The sequence below is a fragment of the Microvirga yunnanensis genome (assembly GCF_025460875.1).
The window spans coordinates 1-22,273 of the sequence record NZ_JAMXFI010000048.1 but is presented as its reverse complement, the minus strand read 5'-3'; the positions used below and the strand labels follow the sequence as shown (position 1 = coordinate 22,273).

The 22,273-nt window shown below is 60.6% G+C and carries 19 protein-coding genes; 7 read left to right on the top strand and 12 right to left on the bottom strand.

Annotation, left to right across the window (positions count from 1 at the left end):
* Nucleotides 1-62 precede the first annotated feature (62 nt).
* Nucleotides 63-959, top strand: coding sequence for a LysR substrate-binding domain-containing protein (locus NF876_RS22235; protein WP_262266111.1), 897 nt, complete (start codon nucleotides 63-65; stop codon nucleotides 957-959).
* A 160-nt stretch (nucleotides 960-1,119) separates the two neighbouring features.
* Here the strand turns inward: NF876_RS22235 and NF876_RS22230 are convergent, their stop codons facing one another.
* From NF876_RS22230 to NF876_RS22215, 4 genes are all read right to left on the bottom strand, one after another.
* Nucleotides 1,120-1,905: a 3-hydroxybutyrate dehydrogenase gene (locus tag NF876_RS22230; protein ID WP_262266110.1), complete on the bottom strand. Its 786-nt coding sequence runs from the start codon at nucleotides 1,903-1,905 to the stop codon at nucleotides 1,120-1,122.
* A gap of 208 nt (nucleotides 1,906-2,113) precedes the next feature.
* Nucleotides 2,114-2,896: an acetoacetate decarboxylase gene (locus tag NF876_RS22225; protein WP_262266109.1), complete on the bottom strand. Its 783-nt coding sequence runs from the start codon at nucleotides 2,894-2,896 to the stop codon at nucleotides 2,114-2,116.
* A gap of 58 nt (nucleotides 2,897-2,954) precedes the next feature.
* Complete coding sequence (locus tag NF876_RS22220; RefSeq protein WP_262266108.1) at nucleotides 2,955-4,127, bottom strand: patatin-like phospholipase family protein; 1,173 nt, start codon at nucleotides 4,125-4,127, stop codon at nucleotides 2,955-2,957.
* An 18-nt stretch (nucleotides 4,128-4,145) separates the two neighbouring features.
* Complete coding sequence (locus tag NF876_RS22215; RefSeq protein WP_262266107.1) at nucleotides 4,146-4,319, bottom strand: hypothetical protein; 174 nt, start codon at nucleotides 4,317-4,319, stop codon at nucleotides 4,146-4,148.
* Between the two features lie 102 nt (nucleotides 4,320-4,421).
* On the opposite strand from NF876_RS22215, the gene NF876_RS22210 reads away from it, so the two are divergent.
* Nucleotides 4,422-4,601, top strand: coding sequence for a hypothetical protein (locus NF876_RS22210; RefSeq protein ID WP_262270792.1), 180 nt, complete (start codon nucleotides 4,422-4,424; stop codon nucleotides 4,599-4,601).
* A gap of 469 nt (nucleotides 4,602-5,070) precedes the next feature.
* Here the strand turns inward: NF876_RS22210 and NF876_RS22205 are convergent, their stop codons facing one another.
* From NF876_RS22205 to NF876_RS22195, 3 genes are all read right to left on the bottom strand, one after another.
* On the bottom strand, nucleotides 5,071-5,487 hold the full coding sequence (locus tag NF876_RS22205) for a DNA-binding transcriptional response regulator (protein WP_262266106.1): 417 nt from the start codon (nucleotides 5,485-5,487) through the stop codon (nucleotides 5,071-5,073).
* A 529-nt stretch (nucleotides 5,488-6,016) separates the two neighbouring features.
* Nucleotides 6,017-6,799, bottom strand: coding sequence for a pirin family protein (locus tag NF876_RS22200; RefSeq protein ID WP_262266105.1), 783 nt, complete (start codon nucleotides 6,797-6,799; stop codon nucleotides 6,017-6,019).
* Between the two features lie 44 nt (nucleotides 6,800-6,843).
* Nucleotides 6,844-7,479, bottom strand: a complete 636-nt coding sequence (locus NF876_RS22195) for an FMN-dependent NADH-azoreductase (RefSeq protein ID WP_262266104.1) — start codon at nucleotides 7,477-7,479, stop codon at nucleotides 6,844-6,846.
* Nucleotides 7,480-7,607: 128 nt separating this feature from the next.
* On the opposite strand from NF876_RS22195, the gene NF876_RS22190 reads away from it, so the two are divergent.
* Nucleotides 7,608-8,504, top strand: a complete 897-nt coding sequence (locus tag NF876_RS22190) for a LysR substrate-binding domain-containing protein (protein WP_262266137.1) — start codon at nucleotides 7,608-7,610, stop codon at nucleotides 8,502-8,504.
* Between the two features lie 797 nt (nucleotides 8,505-9,301).
* Entirely contained in the window at nucleotides 9,302-10,501 is a 1,200-nt protein-coding gene (locus NF876_RS22185) for a patatin-like phospholipase family protein (RefSeq protein ID WP_262266103.1), read from the top strand.
* A 302-nt stretch (nucleotides 10,502-10,803) separates the two neighbouring features.
* Here NF876_RS22185 and NF876_RS22180 read toward each other — a convergent pair whose 3' ends face one another.
* The 5 genes from NF876_RS22180 to NF876_RS22160 form a co-directional block, all read right to left on the bottom strand.
* A complete protein-coding gene (locus NF876_RS22180; protein WP_262266102.1) occupies nucleotides 10,804-11,622 on the bottom strand; it encodes a DUF1269 domain-containing protein in 819 nt (272 codons plus the stop codon).
* Nucleotides 11,623-11,713: 91 nt separating this feature from the next.
* On the bottom strand, nucleotides 11,714-12,934 hold the full coding sequence (locus NF876_RS22175; RefSeq protein WP_373371180.1) for an ABC transporter permease: 1,221 nt from the start codon (nucleotides 12,932-12,934) through the stop codon (nucleotides 11,714-11,716).
* Between the two features lies 1 nt (nucleotide 12,935).
* A complete protein-coding gene (rbbA, locus tag NF876_RS22170) occupies nucleotides 12,936-15,713 on the bottom strand; it encodes a ribosome-associated ATPase/putative transporter RbbA (RefSeq protein WP_262266101.1) in 2,778 nt (925 codons plus the stop codon).
* Nucleotides 15,710-16,726, bottom strand: coding sequence for an HlyD family secretion protein (locus NF876_RS22165; RefSeq protein ID WP_262266100.1), 1,017 nt, complete (start codon nucleotides 16,724-16,726; stop codon nucleotides 15,710-15,712). Before NF876_RS22165 ends, rbbA begins: the two co-directional genes overlap by 4 nt.
* Nucleotides 16,727-17,657: 931 nt before the next feature.
* Nucleotides 17,658-18,239, bottom strand: a complete 582-nt coding sequence (locus tag NF876_RS22160; RefSeq protein WP_262266099.1) for an HdeD family acid-resistance protein — start codon at nucleotides 18,237-18,239, stop codon at nucleotides 17,658-17,660.
* 353 nt (nucleotides 18,240-18,592) lie between these two features.
* On the opposite strand from NF876_RS22160, the gene NF876_RS22155 reads away from it, so the two are divergent.
* The 3 genes from NF876_RS22155 to NF876_RS22145 form a co-directional block, all read left to right on the top strand.
* Complete coding sequence (locus tag NF876_RS22155) at nucleotides 18,593-20,851, top strand: DUF3141 domain-containing protein (RefSeq protein WP_373371182.1); 2,259 nt, start codon at nucleotides 18,593-18,595, stop codon at nucleotides 20,849-20,851.
* 43 nt (nucleotides 20,852-20,894) lie between these two features.
* On the top strand, nucleotides 20,895-21,701 hold the full coding sequence (gene fabI, locus NF876_RS22150) for an enoyl-ACP reductase FabI (RefSeq protein WP_262266097.1): 807 nt from the start codon (nucleotides 20,895-20,897) through the stop codon (nucleotides 21,699-21,701).
* Between the two features lie 395 nt (nucleotides 21,702-22,096).
* Nucleotides 22,097-22,273: CoA-transferase (locus NF876_RS22145; RefSeq protein ID WP_315975063.1), on the top strand; the 177-nt coding region annotated here is incomplete at its 3' end.

The window sequence follows — 22,273 nt, the reverse complement described above, 5'->3', positions numbered from 1 at the left end:
GTTGCCGACATAACCCAGATCCAATATATTGTTTTTCTCCTTATGATTGGAAAAACTTATCAATGGATCTCCGTCAGCTCCGATACTTCGTCACAACCGCCGAGGAGCTGCACTTTGGGCGGGCGGCCGAGCGGTGCCACATCGCGCAGCCGGCCCTAAGCATCCAGATCAAGGCCCTTGAGGACACCCTGGGGGTTCGGCTCCTCAGCCGAACCAACCGGGTGGTGACTCTGACAGAGGCCGGCCGCCTGTTCCTTAAGGAGGCCCGCCGCACCCTTGAGCAAGCGCAGCATGCCGCCGTCGTGGCCCGCCGGGCCGGACGCGGCGAGATCGGTCGCATTGAAATTGGCTACTCCGCAGACACGTCTTATTCCGGGGTTCTATCCGGGACCCTGCGGGAGTATAGGCGGCGGGTTCCTGATGTAGAGCTCGGTCTCCATGAACTCCATCCGAGCACTCAGGTTGCACACCTGCTGGAAGGCCGCCTCCATATTGGGTTCGTCGCCAGCTTTGTCGGTAATCCTGCCTGGAAGCTGCCGCAAGAGCTGGATTCAATTCGCTTGGCGGAATGGCCGCTGAGGCTCGCTCTTCCGACTGACCATCCGCTTGCACGCCGGAGCCGGATCCCGCGAGAGGCACTCGCGAATGAACCGTTCATTGTCTACGTCGGATCGGACATTGAACAAGACCGCTCGTTGATCCAGCTGATCCTTGGGTTCATGCCGCGGGTCGCACATGAAGCGCACAGCGGATTCTCTCTCGTGAGCCTTGTCGGAGCCGGATTGGGAGTAGCCATCGTTCCCTCGTCGGTCAGCTCGATCAGCATCGGCGAGCACGTGGTCTACCGGCCCATCAACGGCAGTACGATGCAGATGGGAACCGATGTCGTGTTCCGCCGGGACGCTGACGATCCAGCCGTGATCAAGTTCCTGGAGATCGTGCGCCCGGCTCAGCTATGATGCCAAAGGACAGAGACACCGAGGCACGTGATCCATCCGGAAAACCAAAGATACGTTAAGGTTCGCCGGCGGAGGGTTCCCATTCAGGCCTGGATCATGATTCCTCAGTGTTGCGGGTTGTGGCCTCGGACAGAAAATTCCTTTCGATTCGCTCGATCCGTCACGCCGCCGTCCAGCCGCCATCCATGGACAGATTAGTGCCGGTGATCTGGCTTGCCGCGTCCGAGCACAGGAAGACGGCAAGGGCCGCCACCTGATCAACGGTCACGAACTGCTTGGTGGGCTGGGCCTCAAGCAGAACATCGTTGATCACCTGCTCCTTGGTCAGCCCACGCGCCTTCATGGTGTCGGGGATCTGCCGTTCCACCAGAGGCGTCCAGACATAGCCGGGGCTGATGCAGTTGACAGTGATCCCATGAGTTGCGACTTCGAGAGCCACCGTCTTAGTCAGGCCAACGGCGCCGTGCTTGGCCGCCACATAGGCCGACTTGAACGGGGAGGCGACCAGGGAATGGGCCGAGGCCGTGTTGATGATGCGGCCCCACTTGCGCGCCTTCATGCCTGGCACGGCCGCGCGGGCCGCATGGAAGGCCGACGACAGGTTGATGGCGATGATCTGGTCCCATTTCTCGACTGGGAAATCCTCTACCGGCGAGACGAACTGGATACCCGCATTGTTGACCAGGATATCGACGCCCCCGAAGGTCCGCTCGGCGAGCCGGATCATCTCCTCGATCTCCTGCGGCTTCGACATGTCGGCCGCCGAATAGATCGCCTTGACGCCGAACTCGCTCTCAATGCCGGCGCGCTTCTTCTCGATTTCGCCCGCATCGCCGAAGCCGTTGATGACCACATTGGCGCCTTCCTCTGCGAACGCCCGGGCAATGGCCAGCCCGATCCCACTGGTCGAGCCGGTCACAACGGCGGATTTGGAGCGAAGAGTCATCGAAGCCTCCTTGTTGTTGGGTCCAATGGTTTGGTTGAAGACGCTCGTCGTGAGCGCAGATCTTCTGCTAAGTTCGTCGTAGGTGCTCAAGCACCCTCCGGCACGACGAAGCCGTTGACAGTGATCGAAAAGAGGCAAGCGAGCCCGATCAGGTCAGTCAGTTCAGCGGCGCACTCCTGGCCAGCGGTCGCCAACAGGTCAGACCTCATTAGGCAGGTTCATACCGTTTCACTGGAAAGCGGGTCGGCTCGGATGGCGCCAGGTAGTCATGCGCGACCTTACCAAGCCCGAGCGTCAGGTCGGCGACAATGTGGGTCGCCGAGACCACCTCCACGATCGGCAGTTCCGCGACCGGCGCCAAGGCGTGCGACCACAGATTCAGGGATGCCGGACCGGTCCAGGCCTCTTTCAAATCGACGTCCTCCAGGTAAAACTCGACGAGCTCACAGATGCGCGTACTGCCGTCGACATGCGGGATGATCTTGAGCAGAAAGTTGGGCTCGCGAAGTGAGGCCATGACACTTCCGACATCGGTAGCCCGATGCTTGTAGCCCATCGTGGCGGTCGCGACGCGAACCGGTCCATAATCGAGGGTGCCAACCAGGGTATCGACCTCCGTACGCAGGGTGGGGTTCGCAAGCTTCTTGGGAAAGCCCCACAGCTCACGCCCTCCAGCGATGGGAGAATGATCATTGAGGAACATGCAGTGGGTGTAGCTCCCCTTGCGGCCGCGAAACGAGACGGGGATGACTTGTCCGCTCTCGGTGTAGTCGCCGAACCCGTTCGAGTCCGGCATGCGGATGAACTCGAACTTCACCAGCGGCTCGTCGACCTGGAGCGGTTCGGGGACGAGTTCCCTGAGCTTCTTCGGGTCGGTCCGATAGGTGATGATCAGATACTCGCGGTTGCGAAAGCGATAAGGTCCGATCGGGTAGGCTGGACTGTTCAGAGGCATTGCGAATGCTCTGGTCCGGACGGTGTCTTCGTGCATACCTGAAATTCTCCTGTGTTTGATTGAGCCGTTGCTGGGGCTGTAAGCCCGCTCCAGCCTATTCTCGCCCATCCTTAAGGAAGTCGAATGTGTGGACTCCGTCCTGATTGTCAGGCCGCTGCAATACCTCAGGATGGCGCAACGTACGCACTGCATCGTGGTAGCAGGCCCGCCAGTGCTCCTCCATAGACAGCCGGGAAAACTCGTAATCCTTTGAGTGGCTTTCGTAGTGTTTCGACCGATAAATCATCTGGATGATGTTGTACGCTTTACGATCTGCCTCCGAGCTGAGGAGCATTGCCTCCTCGGTGGTTCGCAGATCGTCCGGCAGGTTCGAGAGAAGGCTGGCAAGCGCATTGCGTAGGCGCTGCACGCGCTTGAACTGGTCGGTGCTGGCTCGCGTCCGGCTGGAATACTGGATTTCCTTGTGCCGTGTCGCGACCTCGGCCAGGTTACGGGGTAGATCACCGTGGGCGCTCCACAGGTCGACCTGGAATGCAAGCGTGTCCTGCCGCGGACCCGCATCAACCACCCAATCTAGCGGCGTGTTCGAGATGAGGCCGCCGTCCCAGTAGTATTCGCCTTGAATCTCCACCGCCGGGAAGCCGGGCGGCAGCGATCCGCTTGCCATCACGTGCTCAGGGCGGATCGTATGCGTGGTGTTATCGAAATAGACGAAATTTCCAGTGCGCACGTTAACGGCGCCGACACTGAATCGCATCTCGCTGGCATTGATCCGGTCGAAGTCAACAACCCTCTCCAAGGTGCTTTTCAGGTGTTTGGTCTCGTAGAAGCTCGTTGCCTCGCGGGCACCATCCGGGTGCAGCCAGGGAACCGGCAGCCGCGGCGTGAAAAAGTTCGTGGCCCCACCAACGAGGGCGCAGGTCGCGCTCACCTGATTGAAGAAAGCACGCACGAAGTCCCCTTTGGGAGTGATGGTATGGAGGGCCGTGGACCAGTCGAGCAGCGGATTGGCCGAGATTTCCCGCCAGAAGGTGCGCAGCTTGGCGACCCGCTCGGCCGGCTCGTTCCCCGCGATGATGGCTGAGTTGATGGCTCCAATTGAGACGCCGGCGACCCAGTCCGGATGAATGCCGGCCTCCGCAAGAGCCTCGTAGACTCCAGCTTGGTAGGCCCCAAGCGCACCGCCACCTTGCAACACGAGCGCGATGCATTCGAATGGGAGGTGTCGTCTGGCGGCAGTCAGATTCGGTTGGATTTGAATGTTCATGGAAGGTGTTCCTTCGCCTCAATGGCTTGTGGTTGCCGCCGTGCGGACCTGCGTCTCGGTCCGTAACCGGTTGACAATCTGAGTGATCGTGGGAGCCGACCAGAGCTCGAGCTCTTCGTTTGATGTGGCCTCGCTGGGATGGCCCATCGGCAGGATGCCGATCAGCATCAGCAGGTTAAGTTGCAGCAGCATTCTGGTCTCCGCACACGTGTGGATTACCAGCACTGCGTACATCACCAAATTATTGCGGGTCCAATATATTGTTTTTAGATTTATGATTGCGGGAATATATCAATGAGCCTGCGCCAAGTCCGCTCTTTTGACACGACCGCCGGGAACTGCATTGAGCAGATGATTTACAGGCTCATCAACAGCAGTACGATGCAGATGGAAGCCGACGTCGTGTTCAGTCGGGACGTTAACGATCCACTTATGATCAGCTTCCTGGAACTCGTCCGGCCGAATCAAGCATGAATACGACCAACCCGACCGACTTGCAGACGTGTTCGAGAAAACTCTTGCTGGCAGTGAGCGTTAAGATATGACGATACTATCAGTTCTACGGCTTGAGTTAATTCGTCTTCATTGAACTCAAACATCCCGTAACTATCAGTTACTGAGCCATTGGCGTGGGAGTAAATCTCAACCCATAGCGGTGGCATAGCCTGCGATTTGTATGAATCTGAGAGCTTATTGAGCCGCACTCTAAGCAATCCGAACTGGGCGACAATCACTGTCCGCGGCCCGGCAGGATTCCTGGCCGTAAAAACAAGTCTTGCGTAAGCTCGAAACAAAAGTTGCTGGATTCTATCAATGCAGGGAACCACTAACGTGGTTCCGCCTACGTCAGTTTCGATGGACAACGACATTCGATTTCTCCGTGGCAGTCTCGCTGTGTTCCAAGGCTCACCGATGGATGATCAGTGCATCGTGTCCACATCGCTCACGCTACGCGTCGATGCTCGCCCAAATCGTAGGTGGCAGTTGTCAGAGCCAACTGCTCCGATCTGATCAAGGCCCAAATCGTCTCTGCCACGATGGCTACTGTGGGCTCTTTCAGAACGATATCGCCTTGGGCAGTGAAACGTGCATCGTGCGCAGCGATAACCACTTGGCGGTTCGGACAGAATTCGTGGTACTGGTCTGCCAGAACCCAGCCATCAATGAGACCGGGAAGAACTGCGCGGCTATAGAGCCAGTTAATGCAGTGTGGCTGACGTCTCAAGAGTAAGAAGGCGTCCTCACCTGTGCTGGCTGTAAACACGTTGTAGTTGGCGGAGCGGAATGTCTTGACGAGACCCTCGCAAAACATCGTATTGCTCTCTACGATGAGTATGGATTTGTCTATTGTTGCAATCATGATATCCTCCTGCATCAGAGTTATTTGGAATACATTTGCAAGCGAAGCCTGATGCCGAGTAGTGTGCTTCTCGGAAGCTATATATCGTCGAGTCCGTGGCCTAGTTGACTTCGGGTTCACTGGTAAAACTCGGGACCTCTTGGTCCACTATTAGCGCCTACGCGCCTAAACTTCCGCTGCTTTAAGCATCAGCTCTGAGACCAGCCCGCGTCGCATGGCGACCCTTGCCAATCTGGTGTTAAACTAATATGTCATTTTGACTAAATAGTCAAAGAGAAGACATAGAAAATGGTGCGGGCGGGATTGCAGATAGCGAAAACCGACATGGCCAGTAGGACGTAGATCGAGCGGGAGAAGCGTGCCAGGACACGGGCGCAAATCTCGCAAGCGGACAGGATGCCCCCTTCAAAGTAGCCGCCGAGGGTGCTCACGGCCGACGCCGTCTTAGGGGCAGCTTCCTGCTTTGACCCAATCCTTCGCAATCTGGTCACCTCCGATGGGGCAGAATGGAAGGCCAGGTAAGGCCAAGCTATGACGGCCATCCTGACGGCCCGTCTTGCTTCACTAGGCGATGAGCCCTGCTGCCGGACGCTGAGCAGTCGTGGTCAGGTATCGGGCGGCGCCATCCCCAATCGTGCCGCCCCGCATAACTGAAACCTCTGGGTTGATCACGAACGCCACGACGATCGCAGTTTCGATATCCCGAAGGATCAACTCGGTGGGGTCGGCCGTCAATCTGCTCTCGGTCTGGTCGAACCGCGTGCCTGCCGGCATAAACGAAGAAATACCAGCTCCATCCTGGTCTCAGTGGAAGCATCGTCGATGCGCCTGCCTCTAAACGAATGTCGTAGATATCGACGTCGTTGCGCACGAAGAACGGAGCGGCGCTCCCCTCCGGTCCAACGAGATGTCGCCACCGGTTAGGCTCGGGAGCCACCAACGGTCCATGTTGGATCGTAGGCTCCAGATCGAGCGTGTGCGGCCGCACGAAGATCTGCAACATCCGAAGCGGTGGCTCACCGGCGAGCGTGTGCTCCTCATGCCAGAAGCTGCGGCCCGCATTCATGACCATGAGGTGGTTCGGCTCGGCGATGAGCTTGCCGGTCGTGCGGTCATCGCGCCGCATGACACACTGGGGCACATAGGAGATGATCTCGTCCTGCACGTGCTCGTGCATCGTGATCCAAGTGTCGGGAGCCATAAACGAATCGGCGATCAGCGCGAGTGGTTCATAACCATGGTCAGGATGGCCGGGGATGTTAAGCTCCGGCATGGCCGCGAGAACGATGAACTTGCCCTTGTCGATCACCACGGGTGTTCTCTCGGCTTTGTAGAGTATGGCTTTCCTTCTGAACCTCAGGCTGCCAGCGAAGTAACGAACAGGTGGTCGATCTGCTCCTGCACCGAGTTCATCGATTGCTCCACGGCTGCAGGCCCCATGTTGGTGCCCTCGGCGCGAACGATGGCGACGTCAGTAATGCCGGTGAAGCCGAGGACGCCACGCAGATAGGCCTCCTGGTGGTCGAGTGCGGCCTCCAAAGGCGTGCCGGCGTACATCCCGCCCCGCGAGGAGGCGATCACGACGCGCTTGCCCCCGGCGAGCCCCACCGGACCAGCCTCGGTGTACTTGAAGGTGCGGCCAGCCTGGGCGATGCGGTCGATCCACGCCTTGAGTGGTGTTGGCAGGCTGAAGTTGTACATGGGCGCCCCGATCACGACTGCGTCGGCGGCCAGGAACTCCTCGACCAACTCCTCCGAGAGCGCAATTTGCACCCGCTCCTCGTCGCTCAGGCCTGTCAGGTCGCGGGAGCGCATGGCCATCATCACGCGCCCGGTCAGGTGGTCCGGGGGCGCGGCCGCCAGATCGCGATAGGTGACCACAAGGTGAGGGTTGGCCTGCTGCCAAGCGCTTACGATGGAAGCGGTGAGCTTGCGCGAGGTGGACAAGTCGCCGAGGGCGCTGGAGTCGATGTGAAGAAGCGTCTTGGTCATGGGATCCTCCGGAACTGGCCCAAAGGGCAGTCCTTGCTGTTCCATCGAACATAACCGTCGAACGTCATTGCCATTAGGGGGTCTCCATGGCACTCACTGTTCCAGTTCTGGAACAATGGTGGGCAGCCATGCAGGACCTCAACGACCTCTACTACTTCGCCAAGGTGTTGGAGCACAAGGGTTTCGCGCCGGCCAGCCGGGTGCTCGGCATTCCCAAGTCCACCCTGAGCCGGCGCGTGTCGCTGCTGGAGGAGCGGCTCGGGGTGCGGCTGCTCCAGCGCTCGACCCGCCGCTTCGCCGTGACCGAGATCGGGCAGGCCTACTATGGGCACTGTCTCGCCATGGTGGCCGAGGCCGAGGCGGCGCAGGAGGCGGTCGAGCGCGTCCAGGCCGAGCCGCAGGGATCCATTCGGGTGAGTTGTCCGGTGATGCTCAGCCTGACCACCGTGGCTCCGCTGGTGTCGCGCTTCCTCGCCCAGCACCCGCGGGTGCGGATCCACTACGAGGTGACGAACAGGCGCGTCGACGTGATCGAGGAGGGCTTCGACGTCGCGCTCCGGGTCCGACTGCCGCCGTTGGAGAGTTCGGACCTGGTCATGAAAGTGCTGGGAGAAAGTACTCTACTGCTGGTCGGGAGCCCGGCGCTCCTTGATCGGTTGGGTCGACCTCAGTTGCCTGCCGACCTAACCCGCTTCGAGAGCCTGGGCTTCAGCTTGGCTGGCGGTGAGCACGCCTGGCGGCTGACCGGGCCGGACGGAACAGTGGAAGCCGTGCCCCACCAGCCACGACTGACCACCGACGAGATGATGACCTTGCGCCAAGCCGCGCTAGACGGTGTCGGCATCGTGCAATTGCCGGACTACATCTTGGCGCAGGACCTCGCTTGCGGGAACCTGGAGGTGTTACTGCCTGGCTGGTTGCCCCCGAGGGGCATCATTCATGCGGTCTTTCCCTCCCGCCGCGGCCTCCTGCCGGCCGTGCGGCATTTCATCGATTTTCTTGCGGTCGAAATGAGAGAACCTTGACGCGCTGCCACTTGGTGACCTTGTAGGGATTAGAGCAAGATCTAGGCCTGAATGTACGGCAATGCCATCGCCGCTGGAGAAGCCACCCGTGCCCACCGCCGGATGCACGCAGCCACGCCAAGCCCGAGACAGCGCCGCCGGTGGGCTGAAAGGATCAAGCGGGGCAGAGGGCGACTTGCTGGCACATCCCGGAAGTAAGGCGCGTGCCTGCTGAGAGATGAAATAGGAAAAGCTGCCTTGGAGCAGGGCATTTCCTAGCTTGACCCCAAATTGCCCTTCGCCGTCTGGCACGTGCAGGATTACTTCGAACCTAAGTCGGACAATCGAGGTGACGCTAGGCTATCCCGCTAAGCAGCACGTGCCATCGTGCACCATGGACTTCAGATACCGCCTCCGAAAGTTCGCAGCAGCGGTTGCGATCCATCCTCCTGATGACTGCCGCAGGATGACGGTAGGTGGCAGAACGAGCATGGCGAGACGGTCCCATCCCCCACCTTTGCTCGCTTCCTGTGACCGCCCGGCCAACTTGACGGTATTTTTGCCGCGCGGCACAGTTGTACCGCGTTTGATCGCCTCCGCGAGGTGGGTGTCGACGATCCGATCGTGGTCATTCTGTTGATGGCCGCGTCAAGCTCGGCCGAGACAGGACGGCGTAGCGACTGTCCGACCGCTCCGACATCGTAGGGTTGACGGCAGTCCACCCTGCGAGATCCCCAGCAGGAGGTAGGTCCACGATGCGATGCACTTGGCCCAGTCTCTCTGAACTGAAACGGCGATCCTGGTCCATGGGAGCGGCAATGGGGCTCCTCGGGCTGTTCAGCCTTGCCGCTTGCGGAACGCTTCCACGAACGCCCTACACGGCTACCGATGCAGCCTCGTCCGAAGTTCTGGGCGTTCCTGGGGTCCGCAGATATGCCGACGAGCCCGCCGCAGCGTTCCGCGCCGATGCAACCGCTCTCGCCGCAAGGCCGGCCCGGATGCCGCTCACCTACCTGGCCCTGTCGGGGGGCGGTGCCTACGGGGCGTACGGGGCCGGCGTCCTGAACGGATGGACGGCGGCTGGAATCCGGCCCGAGTTTACCTTCGTATCGGGTGTCAGCACCGGCGCCCTCATTGCCCCCTTCGCGTTTCTCGGCCCGTCGTATGATGCCAAGCTGCGTGAGGTTTACACCAGCGGTGTGGCGGAGAGCCTTCTCGACTCTCCGGACCTTCTGAATGTCGTCTTTGGCTCTTCCCTATTCGGGGGCAGGCGCCTGCGCGAACTGATCGCCCGCTCCGTGGATGACGCGATGCTAGCCGCGGTCGCGGCGGCGCACGCGAACGGCCGGCGGTTGTTTGTCGTCACGACAAATCTGGATTCGCAGCGAGCGGTGATCTGGGACATGGGCCGGATCGCATCGAGTGGCTCGCCGCAGGCCCTCGGCCTCTTCCGTGATGTTCTGGCGGCGTCCGCGAGCGTGCCTGGCGTCTTTCCCCCCAGGCTCATCGACGCCGAGGCAAACGGCAGGCGGTTCGAAGAGATGCACGTGGATGGCAGTGTGATGGCACCCGTGTTCACGTTGCCGGACACGGTGTTACTCGCCAGCGCGCCACCGCTCCGCGGACCACGCGTGAATATCTATGTGCTGATGAACAACAAGGTGGATCCGGATTTCCAGGTCGTGCCGGACAAGGCCGCGGAGATCGGCGGGCGGGCGGCCTCGACATCCGTCAAAGCACAAACAAAGTCCGTTCTCTTCGGGACCTATGCCGCCGCCCAGCGAAATGGCTTCGGGTTCAACCTAACCTTCATCGACCAGGATGTGCCGTCCTCAACCTCGGCGGGTTTCGACACGGCCTATATGCGAAGGCTCTACCAATATGGCTTCGAAAAGGCCCGAAGCGGTCGGCTCTGGGTGCGGAGGCCCCCTTCCGGTGCTCTTGCTGTGGTTCGCAGAATGGAAGAGGCTTCAGGCGGCAGGCGTGAGGCCCTGTCTCGGCAACTGGAGCAGGATTGAATGTGCCCTGACGAAGCGCATCGGTAGCAACCGCCTTGGGTATCAAACGCAAATGTGGCATCGGTTTTGCGTGAAAGGGTTCTCGAAACACCACCTTGAAGCATCGGGCGTGAGCCCGACTGCACGTCCGTTGCTCTCATAATGATATCGTGAAGCCTGAGGTGACCAGTAACCTACCATAGGTCAGATAGCAGAGGTCGATCTCAGTCAGTTTGAACGACGAGGAGCTCCGGCGTGAACTTGCCGCCGTACCACTCCTCCGGCTGAGAAAGGCGCCGGAATGCGGTACGGCGGCATTCGATTCAGCGACGGGGCGCCGAGGTCGTGGTGAGCGCTTCCCGGGTGAGTCGCCAAGCCTGTCGCAGCTTATCGGACCGAACTTCGTAGTCAGCTTTCATCTCGTCGATCCGCTTCTCCAGGCGCGCCTTTGCATCGCCAGCGGCTCTCGATGCTTGATCGTGCAGAGCCTGGATTTTGGCTTGAACCTCTCGGTCCATTTCGTCGACTTGGGTCTTCGCGTTGCTCTTCGCAACCTCCAGCCTCGCCTTGGCATCTTTGACTTTCGCCTGCAGCCTGGCCTTCGCCTCGCCACTGGCCTGATCGAACTCGGCCTGAAGCTTGTCGAGTTCTGCCTGCAGCAAGGCGGCGTCACGCTCCATCTTCACATCGATAACTTCAGCGCGCGGTCTCCGGTATATGGTGCCGCCAAGTGCCTCCATGCGGGTATCGAGCGGTGTGACCCATTCCTCTTCGATCTCGGCAACGATGGCGGCTTTGCCAGGGCTGAGCTGCCGGGAGATCTCGTCCAGGAAATCGACACCAACGCCCAGGTTGACGAGATCCACGATCGAGCCACCAACCGCGCCAACCGCCGCCCCAGCCGCAAGGCCGACCGGGCCGCCCAGAGCGCCGATCAATGCGCCCGTTGCCATACCGAGCGCGGTCCCTAGCGGTCCTTGATCACCTGCCTGCCTGACCGATATCTTTCCGCTGGCATCCTTCACAATCACTGCGCCCGAATAGACAGCCAGACTGCCCTCGCGGTGCAGATCCGCAAGCGCTCGGGACGCGTCATAGGCTTTCGTCTCATTGTCGAAGACAACCATGATCATCTTGTCCATGACTTCCTCCTTCAGGTTTCACGCGACACCCATCGACGTCGCTCAGGATCACGACCGGCACCGAGTCCGCCGGCTATGGCAGTCCAGCCTTTCAGCTTCCGAAAATAACGCGGCGGAAGCGGTGCAGGGTAATGCCGAAATAGACAGCCCCAATGATTCCTACGGCCAAGAGCTGGGGCCAGACGAGCGGAAAGTCTGCCCCGCGGTAGAGCACATTCTTGGCGAACTCAACAAAATGCGGCGTCGGGCTGATGGTCTTCATCAGGTACTGCAGCCAGACCGGCATGCTTTCCATTGGTGTCGTGCTGCCGGAGAGCAGCATCTGCACCAGAAGCACAGGCAAGGCCAGCAGGCCGAACTGGCCCATTGTAGAGGCGATCGTGCCGAGAAAGATCCCAAGCGCCGCCACAGCGATGACGAAAATAAAGGAGCCGGCGAGGAACAGCAGGGGCGATCCGGCGATCGGCACCTCGAGCCACCATTGCACCACGAACATCAGCGACAGTTGGGCCGCCACGAGAATGACGATGCCGTTCGCCAGGATCTTCGCGAGCATGATCTCGACCGGAACCACAGGCATCACCAGGAGGTGCTCCACAGTGCCCTGCTCGCGCTCGCGAATGAGCGCTGCGCCGGTCAGGATAACCGTCAGCATGGTGAGATTGCTGATGATCTGCATCACCGAGGTGAACCACTTTGAGTCCATATTCGGATTGAACTTGACGCGGGTCACGAACTTGACTGGGACTCCCACCAGCCCTTCACGTCCGGTCACGAATTCCGAGACATAGTTGACGATGACATTCTGAAGGTAGGTCATGCCAAGGAAAGCCTGGGCGACGGCGGTGGCATCGACATTGATCTGAACCGACGGCTGCCGCCCGGACAAGATATCCGTCTGGAACTTTGGCGGGATCTCGATGACGAAGACGAAACGTTGCGACTCCATCGACGAGTCTATTTCGGTCGCAGCGATCCCCACGGCAGCCTGGAACGTGGGGGGAGTGAGACCGTCCGCAATGCGGCGGGAAAGGTCGGAGCGATCTTCGTCGACCACTCCGACGGCAAGATTGGTCGCCTCGGTCCTGGCGCCAGTGGCGGCGGCGTAGATGGCAAAGGTGAACGCATAGGCGACCAGCACCAGCAGGATCGGGTCGGAGCGGATGCTGCGCAACTCCTTGATCAGCAACTGAACGATGTTCGCCAGATGCGTGCGGAATGCGCTCATCTGCTTGGGTTTGGAGCGCTGCGGACGCGTCACCTGTTCAGGGGTGAGTTGCTGCGGAGGCGCCGCCTGGCTGTTCAGCAACATCTCAGGCCTCCTGCTTCTTCAGCACTGTGAGGGCCGCCAAGAGGTAGAAGAGCGCGAAGCCTGCGATGACGAGCAGACTGCGCCACACATCCGCAAAGCCAAGGGCCTTGTCGAAGATCCCGACCGTAATGGGCTGGAACCAGGCGGCCGGAAACGCCATGCCGATAAGCCTTCCCTGACCCGAGAGGGATGACACAGGCACGAGCAGTCCTGAGAAATTCACGGTCGGAATGACCGAAAGGACGACGCACGCGAAGATCGCCGAGACCTGCGTCCGGGTGAAGGTTGAGATGAGTTGGCCAAAAGCGGTCGTAGCGGTTACATAGACCAGAGCACCCAGCAGGAGCGCGCCGAAGCTTCCTGTGATGGGGACATGGAAGACAACATACGACATCAGCAGGAGGAGGCCGAAAGACACCATGGCGACGGCGATATAAGGGAACTGCTTGCCGACCAGGAACTCGAGCTTGCTGACAGGCGTCGAGCGGAAGTTGGCGATAGACCCGGTCTCCTTCTCGCGCACGACGGCAACGGTCGCCATGATGGCGGGTATCAGAACCAGCATCATCATGATCACGCTCGGGACCATGCTGAAGACGCTCTTGAAGGCCTGATTGTAGCGGAAGCGGTTTTCCAGATTGAGCCCACCGAGGTAGACGTTCGAGGCAACGTTGGGGCCGATACGTTCCGTGACGAGATCCCTGGCATACTGAAGGGACAAGCCGGTGACGTAGCCTTTGGCGGTTTCGCCGCGGAACGGCATGGCGCCATCCACCCAGACGGCAATATCGGGCGGACGAGCGCTTGCAAGATCGCGGCCGAAGCCCTCCGGAATCTCAACGACGACCGCCAGCTCTCCGCTTCTCATCCGCTGCTCCACCTCCGTGGGGGAGCTGATCGGAGGTTGCTCGGAGAAGTAGCGGGATCCGGAGAAGTTCTCGAGCAGCCTCCGGCTTTCAGGCGTCCGGTCCTGGTCAAAGGCGGCGTATTTCAGGTTCTCGACATCAAAGGTAATGCCGAAGCCCATGGCGAACATCAAGATGACAGGGCCAAGCAACGCAAAAGTCAGCCGGATCGGATCTCGCAAGATCTGCATGGTTTCGAGCCGCGAATAAGCCCACAGCCTCCCGGGATCGAAGCGCCTGGCCCCCCCGGCGGCGGCATGCCTTGACGGCGGAGGTGCCACCTCTGCTGTCGGTTGTGGCGCCGCTTGGGTCTTCTTTTCTTGCTTCGTCTTTTCTTCTTCCGCGGCCGCCGCTTCCTCGAGATAGGAGATGAAGGCGTCCTCGAGCGATTTGCTGCCGCGCTCCCTCACCAGTTCCTGCGGCCCGCCGACCGCCAGCACCCGGCCGCGATGCATCAACGATATGCGATCGCAGCGGTCGGCCTCGTTCATGAAATGGGTCGAAAGGAAGATGGTAACGCCGTCATCGCGGGAGAGGTCGATCAACGTGCGCCAGAACGCGTCTCGCGCGACGGGATCGACGCCTGAGGTGGGCTCATCAAGAATGAGGATGGGTGGCCGGTGCAGCACCGCCACGGCAAGCTGAAGTCTCTGCTTCAGGCCGAGCGGCAGGCTCTCGGGTTTGGCATCGGCCACACTCTTCAGGTCATAGCGCTCCAGCAGTTCGGCGATCCGCCCCTCGACCTCGTTTGGAGGGAGGTGGTAGAGGTGCGCATGGAGATCGAGATTCTGCCGGACGGTGAGCTCGTTATAGAGTGAGAACGCCTGCGACATATAGCCAACACTCTGACGCGCCTCCATGTCACTCGCGCCCATCGGCTCACCGAACAGCTTCGCCGATCCCTCGGTGACGGGAAGAAGCCCCGTCAGCATTTTCATGGTCGTGGTCTTGCCGCAGCCGTTCGAGCCGAGAAAGCCGAAAATCTCGCCGCGTCCGATGCGAAAGCTCACATGGTCGACCGCGACGAAATCGCCGAACCGGCGCGTGAGCCCCTCCGCTTCGATAGCGGGGGTCTCGTCGCTGGCCGCAGTCCGCGGCCGAACGATGACTTCCTGGTGCGCGGCCCGCTTCTCCGGCGGAAGCAGCGCGATGAAGGCGTCGTCGAGGTTACTCTTTCCCGCCCGAGCGAGGATCTCATTCGGCACACCCTGCGCAATGACCTTGCCGTCGTCCATCGCGGCAAGCCAATCGAATTGACTCGCCTCATCCATGTAGGCGGTGGCGACAATCACGCTCATGCTCGGCCGTCGGACACGGATCGAGCTGATCAGTTCCCAGAACTGTCGGCGGGAGAGCGGATCGACGCCTGTCGTCGGCTCATCAAGGACCAGCAAGTCCGGATCGTGCATCAAGGAACAGCAGAGGCTTACCTTCTGCTTCATACCGCCTGATAGCTTGCCGCAGGGGCGGTCCGGAAAAGGATCGAGCCCTGTGGCGTGCAGGAGTTCGTCGATACGGGTGCGCCGCTCGGCGGCACCCTGTCCGAACAACCGGCCGAAGAAATCGATGTTGTCGAATATGCTGAGTGTCGGGTAGAGATTGCGGCCAAGCCCTTGCGGCATGTAGGCGATCCGGTTGCAGCTCGCCCGACGATGGCCGTCATCCGCCATGTCTCCGTCAAGTGCGATCACCTTCCCACTCTGGATCTTGCGGACCCCGGAGGCCAGCGCCAGCAAGGTGGACTTGCCAACGCCATCCGGCCCAATCAACCCGACCATGCAGTTGGCAGGGATGTCGAGGGTGAGGTCATCAAGGGCGACCGTCTTGCCGTAGCGGTGTGTAACCCGCTCGAGCCTGATGATGAATTCGGTCATTGGGGAAGCTTCACGTTCAGCTCGTCAGGCCAGGCAATCTTGGGATCGGTGCGGACAAAACCGAGGCCACGAATGCCGGTCTTCACGGCGCGATGATATTTGTCCAGAACCGCCGGATCGGCCTGGAGCTTGACGCGGAACATCAGCTTCTCACGCTCCTCGGCTGTCTCGACGCTCTTGGGCGTGAACTGCGCTTCCGTGGCGACGAAGCTGACCGTTGAGGGCAGCACGTACTCCGGGATCGGGTCGAGGATCGTGCGCGCCTCGTCACCCATCGTAAGCCTGCCGGCCTCTTTCGCGGGCAGATAGACCGTCATGTACACGTCCTTGAGGTCGAGGATGGTCAGGACGCGCTGTCCTGCGCCGATCACCTCGCCGGCACGAGCCAGTCGGTACTGTACGCGCCCACTCCTCGGAGACAGGAGCACCAAGTCGGCCAGGATCGACTGAAGCCGCTCCACCTCGCCCATCGCGGCCTTGATTTCCGACTCAGCCGCGTCATGCTCGGCGTTGGCTGCAACATAGGCTGCCTCTGCCTGATCCGTTCTATTGCGGCGCTGATCCAGCAATTGCATCGGGATATTCCCGGTCTGAAGCAGCTTTCTTCCACGTTCATAGTCCGCCTTGGCAGTGTCCAGTTCGCTCTGCCTTTGTGCGATGAGCGCGGTCACTGCCGTAAGCTGCTGTTTTGCCTTGAGCAGCCGCGCCTGCGCGGAACGCAGCTCGGCTTCTGTCTCCGGCGACGCTATGGTGCCGACCACCTGGCCGGCGGAGACCTCGTCGCCCTCATCCACGGTCAAGGTTGCCAGTCGGCCGGGATATTTTGCGGAGACATCAACTTGCGTTGCCTCGAGGCGGCCGTTCGCTTTCACGATGCCTTCGGGCATCTCGCTGCCGCGCAGTCGCGCGATCAGGCTTTCCACTGCCGTGCGGGCTCGTTCGAGAGGCTCGGGCAGTTTGTCCGGAAGTTTGGGAAGTTCAGGCAATTTTGGTTGCGCCTGTGCGCTGACCATTTGGGGGCTTCCGCTGGAAACGTCCAGCGCCCATGCGGCTATTGCCACAGAGGCAGTCATGAGAGCAGGGCCTAGAACGCGGACGGTCAACGGTCGGAAGGACATGCGGCTCTCCCTCAACGGTGTTAATTCCTCGCCAGAACTGGAGCCGGCACGCAACGCCGAAGGCTCGGTCCAGGTTTTCTCACAGCGGGACGAAATCGGTCATGTGATGCCAACACGTGGAAATCTCGCGCGAGAGGCAGCGAGCCACATTGACAAAAATCAAACGCGGCGACCGTCGTTGCATCTTGGCCAACCAGTATCCAAGGGTGACCGTATCTCCTCGCCTGCCTTGAGGCTCAGGAATAACGAAAGTTCTCCCTGTCGCGACGTGGTCCGAGCCATTCCGCTTGGTGGGACGCTCCGCTGCTTTATCCGAGTGCATCGTCCACATTGGGAGGCCCCGCCCGCGAAGCTCTATCATGAGGCGACTGCTGTCGACCGCGAGGATGACCCTGCCCTAGGCAGGCGCACACGTGGCGTACCTCTGATCCGCTGTGATCAGTCTTCCGCAACGATCCCTCGCCCCTGACATCAGGCGCGAGCCGTCACGCTCTGAAGAAACACTCGCGAAACGGCTCGCGATGAGACGACCCATCACTCATCGCAGCCCTCTTTGAAGGGAATGAGCAATGACCAGGTCCTATTCACTGGATTTGCGCCAACGGGTCCAACGGGTGGTGCTTCGTCGCGGCTGGCTATTTCTACCATTCCACTCCCGGCACTTCGCCGTGGTGGACGCAGCAGGGAATAGCGGATCTTGGTGGACCAGCAGATTTGTCGATGGCTTCAGTATGGAGTTCGTCCTGCGAACTCCGCAGGCTATCCCTGCTATCCTTGCTGGTCCCATGAGGGTCGCGCTATGACATCTCTCCTGAGACTGCTCGTGTCAGGCCCGACGCTTCAGAGCCACACCTATGCTGATCCAGCCGATGCCGGCAAAGACCAGGTCGACACCAAGAAAGATACCGAGCACGTACAGGCTTGAGACCGGCCATTGGGCCAGGATCATACCGCCCAGGACTAGGGTGATGACGCCCGACAGCGCCACCCAGGCCCAAGGTGCACCCTCGGTCATTTGTAGGCCCAGGAAGATGCGCAGGAATCCCGAGATGATCAGCGCTACGCCGAGCATCAGCGTCAGGACAGTGGCAGCCAGGAGCGGGTTCTGGAAGGTCATAAAGCCCGCAACGACATAGAGCGTGCCGAGCAGCGCCCACAGAAAGGCCTTGCCCCAGCTCTTCACGCTGAAGGCGTTGATGATCTCGGCGATACCGCTGACTAGCATCATGACGCCGACCACCGCGACGGAGGCAACGGTTGCCGTCACGACGCTCCCGAGGGCAATGATGCCGGCGATCAGGAAGACCACACCGAGCGCGACGATCCAGCCCCATTTGACGCGTAGCGGTTCAAGCTCCTGGTCCGCACGCCCTGGGACCGCCGTGTCAAGATTGGCCGTGTTGGACATGAGACACTCCTCTGTTCCAGCGGGTATGCCGGCACCCGTTGGAACGTAGTGTGCAGCTGAGAGAGCAGCTCTTGTTGACAAAAATCAAAATCCCGGCTGCCGGAACTGTTATTTGTTGCGAAGCTGGTTCGGGTTCATTGGGTTTAGGCGCATGAGTCCCGAGCCTCAGGGCGCAAAGATGCCAAACAAGATCCCAGTTCGGGTCATTCCTTGTACCACATGCGGCCAATTCGAAAGGCGTCCGAAATAGCCCATGGTCGTAGAGTAGTTCGGCTAAGGACCGCTTTTTGTAGTCGGTACCGACAGAGACTGTTCGGCATGAGCCGCCAGAGGTAGACATGGATCTCAAACATATGCTTGATCGGCCAACGCCCCCATCTGTCAACTTTGCCAGTACGGCCTACGAATACGCGATTGATCTCTGGCAGCGTGGCTTGCTCTATGCCGATGTCATGCGCGAACGCGGCAACCAGTATCTGGAGCATCTGGCTCAAGTTACACCGAATGTCCTGAGCTTTGAGGCCGAGCTCGTCATGTTCGGCCCCACGTTAGACCGGCCGGTCAACTATGGCCTTGCCCGCATCATTCCACCCGAGGGGGTTGAGATCGACCCTCGCAAGCGCCCCTTTGTCGTGGTCGATCCACGAGCCGGACACGGCCCTGGCATCGGCGGCTTCAAAGCTGACAGTGAGATCGGCGCCGCTCTCGGGGCCGGCCATCCCTGCTACATTGTCGGATTCACGCCGGACCCGGTGCCGGGCCAGACGGTCGAGGACGTCATGCGGGCCGAGGCCGCCTTCCTGGAGCGGGTGATCGCCCGGCATCCCGAGAGCGAAGGCAAGCCGGTTGTGATCGCTAACTGTCAGGCCGGTTGGCAGATTCTGATGACTGCCGCGGTCCGGCCCGAGCTGTTCGGTCCGATCATCGTCGCCGGATCGCCCGTGTCATACTGGGCCGGCTGGCCCGGCCGGAACCCGATGCGCTACTCAGGCGGACTGCTCGGCGGCAGTTGGCTGACAGCCCTGACCAGCGATCTCGGGGCAGGCCGCTTTGACGGTGCCTGGCTCGTTCAGAATTTCGAGAACCTCAACCCGACCAATACACTCTGGACCAAGCAGTACAACCTCTTTTCGAAAGTCGACACCGAGCGCGAGCGGTATCTCGCGTTCGAGAAGTACTGGGGCGGCCACGTGTTCCTGAACGATGTCGAGATACAGTACATCGTCGACAATCTGTTCATCGGCAACAAGCTGTCCACGGCGGGACTTGTCACGTCCGACGGGATCCGCATCGACTTGCGCAATATCCAGTCTCCGATCCTGGTTTTCTGTTCCAAAGGCGACAACATTTCGCCGCCGCCCCAGGCGCTCGGCTGGATCACCGACCTTTATCGGGATGATGAGGACGTGCGGGCGCACAATCAGACCATCGTCTATGCTCTCCACGACAGCATCGGCCATCTCGGCATCTTTGTCTCAGGCAGCGTAGGCCGCAAGGAGCACAAGGAGTTCGAGGCGAACATCGACTTCGTCGATGTCCTGCCGTCCGGCATCTATCAGGCCGAGTTGCGGGAAAAGGGCCCGGACACGTTTAACCCGGATCTCGCCTACGGCGATTACGTGCTGTCGTTGGAGAGGCGCAGCGTGGCGGATGTCCGGGAGATCGTCAGGCCCGAGGTTGAGAGCGACCGGCACTTTGCCGCGGTGGCACGCATTTCGGAGATCAATCTCAGTCTTTATCGGAGTTTCGTCCAGCCGTGGGTCCGGGCGAGCATCACGCCGCAAATGGCGCACCACCTGGCACGCCTGCATCCGCTGCGCGTCCCCTATGAACTCGCCTCGGATCGCAATCCATGGATGGGCTGGATCGCCGGCGAGGCACAGAAGGCGCGAGAGAACCGAAAACCGGTGTCCCCGGACAATACCCTCCTGCACCAGCAGGAGAGAGTTTCCCAGACAATCGAAGCCTCGCTCGATCAATGGCGCCTGTGGCGTGACAACATGTATGAGCACACGTTCAATGTCATCTACGGATCGCCCTGGGTGCAGGCTTGGGCGGGTATGGATGCAAGGGACACGAGCGAACCCCGCCAGCATCCCGGTGACACGCCCGAGCATCGGGCGTTCCGGGCGGCGGAGGCTGACCGTCTGCGCTGTGAGATGGCCAAGGGCGGCCTATTCGAGGCCGGTGTACGTGCCCTGTACTACATCGGTGATACGCTCGGCTGGGTCGATGAGCGAGGTTTCAACCTAATCCGACGGTTGCGGGAGGAGAATGTCGCGAATGCCAGAGTCATATCGTTGGCTGAGTTCAAGCAGGCGATCCGGCAGCAGGCCCGCCTCATGCGGCTCGACCCTGCGGCGGCGATCGCGGCACTTCCCCAACTGCTGTCCCGAGCGACGCCAGCCGACATCGAAATGTTGAGGAGCATGCTCGAACGAGTTGTGACAGTAATTGGTCCGCTTGACACAGCAGCCCAGGACCGCCTGCGCAACGTCAGAACGGTCCTGACCGATGCCATGCGCCAGGCGACCAATGTGATCCGCCCCGGCCTGGGGACTGTTGTGCCAGCAGTCACTCGAAGGAGAAAGCGCCCCCAGGAGGTGTCCTGATCCGACCAGTCCCGGTTCGATTGCGATCCAGATAGGCAAGCTCATGAACGATCAACCTACTGACCTGATCAAAGTCGCCATTCAGGCAAAAATCCTGCATGGGAAGCGGGCCGTTGTGATCGGCATTGCCAATGAGCATTCGATTGCCTACGGCTGCGCCCGAGTGTTTCGTCAGCTCGGGGCCGAGCTTGCGGTCACCTACCTCAACGAGAAGGCCCGGCCTTATGTCGAGCCGCTTGCCAGGGAACTCGGGGCCTCGGTCTTCGTGCCCTGTGACGTGGCTCAGAGCGGCCAGCTTGAAGCGGTCTTCGAGAGAATCCGCGAGACTTGGAGCAGCCTCGACATCGCGCTCCATTCCATCGCCTTCGCGCCGAAGGAGGATTTGCAAGGGCGACTTGTCGATAGCTCCGGCGAGGGCTTCAAGGTGGCAATGGACATCTCCTGCCATTCTTTCGTCCGTATGGCGCGGCTTGCCGAGCCCCTGATGCCCGAAGGCGGAACGCTCCTGGCGATGAGCTACCACGGCGCCGACAAGGTGGTGCCGAACTACAACCTGATGGGTCCCGTGAAGGCGGCGCTGGAGAGCGCCGTGCGCTATCTCGCCTATGAACTGGGACACAAACATATCCGGGTGCATGCCGTCTCGCCCGGTCCCCTAAAAACCCGTGCGGCCTCCGGCCTGAAGGATTTTGACGTCCTGCTGTCCGAGGCGATTGAGAAGGCGCCCATCGGCGAGTTGGTCGACATCGACGATGTGGGTCTGACCGCCGCCTACCTGACCACGCCCTTCGCACGGCGGCTCACCGGGACGACCACCTACGTCGACGGCGGGCTCAGCATCATGGCGTAAGATGTGAGGGCAATAGGAGGCCCCGATGACTTCGAGTCTCTTGTCCTTATGGGGTCGCGTCGGCGTCGCGGCTACCGTGCTTCTTCTGGAGAGTGGCGCATGGGCTCAGGCGCCGGATCAGAAGCCTTCGCCACCTCATCAGCTGAGGCTCCGTCAGCCCACATCCCAGTCCGTCCAGCAGCCGGAAGACCTGCAGGAAACCTCAGACAAAAGCCAGTCGGCGGCGGACCGAAAGTTCCGCGAGATAGAGCGCCGGCTGAACCGAACCATGCGCAGCGTCTGCGTTAGCTGCTGAGGCCAACCCATTTGGAGGGAGCCCATGCGTTCCTTGAATCCCGTGAGACCGCCGCTGGCCAATGGGAGACAGCCTGTACCGTGCTTTGAGGAGGCCCGCCATGAAGACTATTAGCCTTCAAGACGCTATCGCGATGATCCCCGCAGGCGCCACCCTGATGATCGGCGGCTTCATGGGAGTCGGCACGCCGGAGCCGATGGTGGACGAGCTGGTGCGGCAGCAGAAAGGTGATCTGACCGTCATCGCCAACGACACGGCGGCACCAGGCGTCGGCATC

Excerpts from the sequence above, each read along its gene's own strand:
- NF876_RS22235 (WP_262266111.1), top strand. The coding sequence starts at position 63 with ATGGATCTCCGTCAGCTCCGATACTTCGTCACAACCGCCGAGGAGCTG.
- NF876_RS22230 (WP_262266110.1), bottom strand. The coding sequence starts at position 1,905 with ATGACTCTTCGCTCCAAATCCGCCGTTGTGACCGGCTCGACCAGTGGG.
- NF876_RS22225 (WP_262266109.1), bottom strand. The coding sequence starts at position 2,896 with ATGCACGAAGACACCGTCCGGACCAGAGCATTCGCAATGCCTCTGAAC.
- NF876_RS22220 (WP_262266108.1), bottom strand. The coding sequence starts at position 4,127 with ATGAACATTCAAATCCAACCGAATCTGACTGCCGCCAGACGACACCTC.
- NF876_RS22215 (WP_262266107.1), bottom strand. The coding sequence starts at position 4,319 with ATGCTGCTGCAACTTAACCTGCTGATGCTGATCGGCATCCTGCCGATG.
- NF876_RS22210 (WP_262270792.1), top strand. The coding sequence starts at position 4,422 with ATGAGCCTGCGCCAAGTCCGCTCTTTTGACACGACCGCCGGGAACTGC.
- NF876_RS22205 (WP_262266106.1), bottom strand. The coding sequence starts at position 5,487 with ATGATTGCAACAATAGACAAATCCATACTCATCGTAGAGAGCAATACG.
- NF876_RS22195 (WP_262266104.1), bottom strand. The coding sequence starts at position 7,479 with ATGACCAAGACGCTTCTTCACATCGACTCCAGCGCCCTCGGCGACTTG.
- NF876_RS22190 (WP_262266137.1), top strand. The coding sequence starts at position 7,608 with ATGCAGGACCTCAACGACCTCTACTACTTCGCCAAGGTGTTGGAGCAC.
- NF876_RS22185 (WP_262266103.1), top strand. The coding sequence starts at position 9,302 with ATGGGGCTCCTCGGGCTGTTCAGCCTTGCCGCTTGCGGAACGCTTCCA.
- NF876_RS22180 (WP_262266102.1), bottom strand. The coding sequence starts at position 11,622 with ATGGACAAGATGATCATGGTTGTCTTCGACAATGAGACGAAAGCCTAT.
- NF876_RS22175 (WP_373371180.1), bottom strand. The coding sequence starts at position 12,934 with ATGTTGCTGAACAGCCAGGCGGCGCCTCCGCAGCAACTCACCCCTGAA.
- rbbA (WP_262266101.1), bottom strand. The coding sequence starts at position 15,713 with ATGACCGAATTCATCATCAGGCTCGAGCGGGTTACACACCGCTACGGC.
- NF876_RS22165 (WP_262266100.1), bottom strand. The coding sequence starts at position 16,726 with ATGGTCAGCGCACAGGCGCAACCAAAATTGCCTGAACTTCCCAAACTT.
- NF876_RS22160 (WP_262266099.1), bottom strand. The coding sequence starts at position 18,239 with ATGTCCAACACGGCCAATCTTGACACGGCGGTCCCAGGGCGTGCGGAC.
- NF876_RS22155 (WP_373371182.1), top strand. The coding sequence starts at position 18,593 with ATGCTTGATCGGCCAACGCCCCCATCTGTCAACTTTGCCAGTACGGCC.
- fabI (WP_262266097.1), top strand. The coding sequence starts at position 20,895 with ATGAACGATCAACCTACTGACCTGATCAAAGTCGCCATTCAGGCAAAA.